The sequence below is a fragment of the Streptomyces sp. NPDC043867 genome, from assembly GCF_056435845.1.
In genome coordinates, this window is record NZ_JBWKDS010000070.1 from 1 (window position 1) to 3,690 (window position 3,690).

Here is a 3,690-nt window from a genome sequence, read left to right on the forward strand (position 1 = left end):
AGCAAAGAAGAAGAAGAAAAAACCCCCCCCCCCCCCCCCCCTCCTCCCCCCCCCCCCCCCCCCCCCCCCCCCCCCCCCCCCCCCCCCCCCCCCCCCCCGCCTCAGCGGCTCAGCCTAGACGGATTTGGACCCATGCCGCCCGGTTCATGTCCCTGTCAGGAGTCGTACACCACCGAAACCTTGACAACTCCCCCGGCCACACACGAGATTGACGCGCGTAGAAGTCGAACGGGCACCCGCCCAGCTGCTTCTCCGCGCGTCACCGGCTCGCACGCAGGTCGCGCTCCCGTCACCTTTCCGCCCTCGTCCCGGCGCTCACGTACGTCCCCGGAGGGATTCCCTTGCCGAGCAGGAGAACCGCGCGCATCGCCGCGCTGACCGTCGCCGCGGTCTGTTCCACCGTCTCCGCCGTGGTGCTGACCGCACCCGCACACGCGGACACCGTCCACATCCACGACATCCAGGGCAGCACCCGTATATCCCCGTACGCGGGCCAGAAGGTCACGGACGTGACCGGCATCGTCACGGGCGTACGGACCTACGGTTCGTCGAAGGGGTTCTGGATCCAGGACCCGGACGCGGACGACAACCCGGCCACCAGTGAGGGCGTGTTCGTCTTCACCGGCTCCGCCCCGAAGGCAGCCGTCGGCGACTCGGTCACGGTCACCGGCACCGTCTCGGAGTACGTGCCGGGCGGCGCCTCCACGGGCAACCAGTCGCTGACGGAGATCACCAAGCCGACGGTGACCGTGGTCTCCGGCGGCCACGCGGTCCCGGCCGCGACGGTCGTCGACGCCGAGTCGGTCCCGGACGCGTACACCGCCGCCGGTGACACCGCGGCGAGCGGCTCGGTCAACGGCCTGACACTGGAACCGGCGACGTACGCGCTGGACTACTACGAGTCGCTGGAGGGCATGAGCGTCCAGGTCTCCGACGTGCGCGTGGTCACCGCCACCGACCCGTACGCCGAGCTGTGGGTCACGGTGAAGCCGAACGAGCACGCCGACCGCCGCGGCGGCACGGTGTACGGCTCGTACACCTCGCAGAACACCGGACGCCTGCAGATCCAGTCCCTCGGCGCCGCCGCCGACTTCCCCACCGCGAACGTGGGCGACGAGTTGACGGGCACCACCGCGGGTCCGCTCGACTACAACCAGTTCGGCGGCTACACCCTCGTCGCCGGCCGGCTCGGCACCCTGGACAAGGGCGGACTGGAGCGGGAGACCACCGAGGAGCAGGGCCGCAGGGAACTGGCCGTCGCGACGTACAACGTCGAGAACCTGGACCCGGGCGACGCGACGTTCGACGCCCACGCGTCCGCGATCGTGCAGCACCTCCAGTCGCCCGACATCGTGTCGCTGGAGGAGATCCAGGACAACAACGGCGCGACGAACGACGGCACGGTCGCCGCCGACCGGACGATGCAGAAGCTGGTCGACGCCATCGTGGCGGCGGGCGGCCCCGCCTACGAGTGGCGCTCCATCGATCCGGTCGACCTCGCGGACGGCGGCGAGCCGGGCGGCAACATCCGTCAGGTGTTCCTCTTCAACCCGGAGCGGGTCTCCTTCACCGACCGCGCCGGCGGTGACGCGACGACCGCCGTCGGCGTCACGAAGGAGCACGGAAAGGCGGCGCTGACCGTGTCTCCCGGCCGGATCGACCCGGCCGGCGAAGCCTGGAAGAACAGCCGCAAGCCGCTCGCGGGCGAATTCACCTTCCGCGGCAAGACGGTCTTCGTGATCGCCAACCACTTCGCGTCGAAGGGCGGCGACCAGTCGCTGCACGGGCAGTTCCAGCCGCCGGTGCGCAGCTCGGAGACCCAGCGCCACCTCCAGGCGACCGCGGTGAACTCCTTCGTCAAGGACATCCTGACGACGCAGAAGAACGCCGACGTCGTCACCCTCGGCGACATCAACGACTTCGAGTTCTCCGGGACCGCGAAGCTGCTGGAGGGTGACGGCGAACTCTGGTCGGCGATCAAGTCGCTGCCGAAGAGCGAGCGTTACACCTACGACTACCAGGGCAACAGCCAGGTCCTGGACCAGATCCTGGTCAGCCCTTCGATCCGCAGGGGCTGCGACTTCGAGTACGACAGCGTGCACATCAACGCGGAGTTCTCGGACCAGATCAGCGATCACGACCCGCAGGTGCTGCGCTTCAAGCCGTAGCCGCCCGGACGGTGTTCGCCGACCCGGCCGAACGGCCCCTGGAGGCCCCGGACGAGATTCGGCTCCCGGAGCGGCTTCACACCGCCGTTTCGGGAGACACGTGAGGTCATGGACGAGAAGCGACCGGAATCGGGGACGGAGGGGCTGACCGCGAAGGACAGCCCCTCCGAGTTGACCGCGGGCTCCTGGTGGGCGGTGGTGCGGCGCACGGCGAAGGAGTTCACGGACGACGAACTCTCCGACCGCGCGGCCGCCTTGACGTACTACGGCGTGCTGTCGATGTTCCCCGCGCTGCTGGTACTGGTGTCCCTGCTGGGCGTGGCCGGACAGCGCACCACGGACAAGCTGCTCGCCAACGTGGGTGACCTGGCGCCCGGTCCGGCCCGCGACATCCTGCACGACGCGGTGCTGCAGCTGGGCGACAGCGGCGGCACGGGGAGCGTGCTCGCGATCGTCGGCCTGCTGTTCGCCCTGTGGTCCGCGTCGGGCTACGTCGCCGCGTTCATCCGCACCTCGAACGCGGTGTACGACCTTCCCGAGGGCCGTCCGGTCTGGAAGCTCACCCCGCTGCGGCTGGTCCTGACCATCGCCCTGATGGTGATGCTCGCGGCCAGCGCCACCATCGTCGTGTTCACCGGGCCGCTGGCCGAACGCGCGGGCACGGCCGTCGGGCTCGGCCACGCGGCGATCACCCTCTGGTCCATCGCGAAGTGGCCCGTCCTGCTGGTGCTGGTGGTCCTCATGATCGCCCTGTTGTACTGGGCCGCCCCCAACGTCCGCGGCCGCGGCTTCCGTTGGGTGAGTCCCGGCAGCGTCGTCGCCACGCTGGTGTGGCTGGCCGCCTCCGCCGGATTCGCCCTCTACGCCGCCAACTTCGGCTCGTACAACAAGACGTACGGCACTCTGGCGGGCGCCGTCATCTTCCTGGTCTGGCTCTGGCTGACCAATCTGGCGATCCTGCTGGGGCTGGAGTTCGACGCGGAGCTGGCACGCCAGCGGGCCATCACCGGCGGGCAGCCCGCCACGGAGGAGCTGTACGTCGAGCCGCGGGACACCCGCAAGTGGCCGCCCCGGCTGCGGGCGCTGCGTGAGGCCCGGGCCCGGGCGGCGCAGGGCGGCAGGACGAGCTGACGCCCCCGGCCGACACGACGAGCGGCCGATACCACGAGTCGCGGCACGACGAGCGGTCCGCAGACCAACCGCGACACCGCGAGCGACCGACAGACCAACGGCGGCACCGCGAGCGACCGACACCACGAACCGCGACACCACGGGCGGCGGGGCCGATCCGGCCCCGCCGTTCGTCTTTCTGCCCCGGGCCCGCTCGGCGGTCGCGGCCGTCCGCCCGACGGGTGCCGCCCACCGCCGCCGCGAGCCCCCGGCGGAACGGCCGGCGCCGGCCGCGAACGGACCCGGCCGGCCCCGCACGCGGCGAAGGGGGGGGGGGGGGGGGGGGGGGGGGGGGGGGGGGGGGTGGTGGGGGGGGGGGGGGAGGGGGTGGGGGGGGGGGGGGGGGGAATGG

General features: G+C 71.5%; 2 protein-coding genes. Both read left to right on the top strand.

The features are described 5' to 3' along the window. Window positions 1-341 precede the first annotated feature (341 nt). A complete protein-coding gene (locus tag AC069T_RS37105) occupies window positions 342-2,168 on the top strand; it encodes an endonuclease/exonuclease/phosphatase family protein (protein WP_478786940.1) in 1,827 nt (608 codons plus the stop codon). A 108-nt stretch (window positions 2,169-2,276) separates the two neighbouring features. Further along, window positions 2,277-3,299 (top strand): YihY/virulence factor BrkB family protein, encoded by a 1,023-nt coding sequence (locus tag AC069T_RS37110; protein WP_478786941.1) that lies wholly within the window; start codon window positions 2,277-2,279, stop codon window positions 3,297-3,299. The last annotated feature ends 391 nt before the right edge of the window (window positions 3,300-3,690 follow it).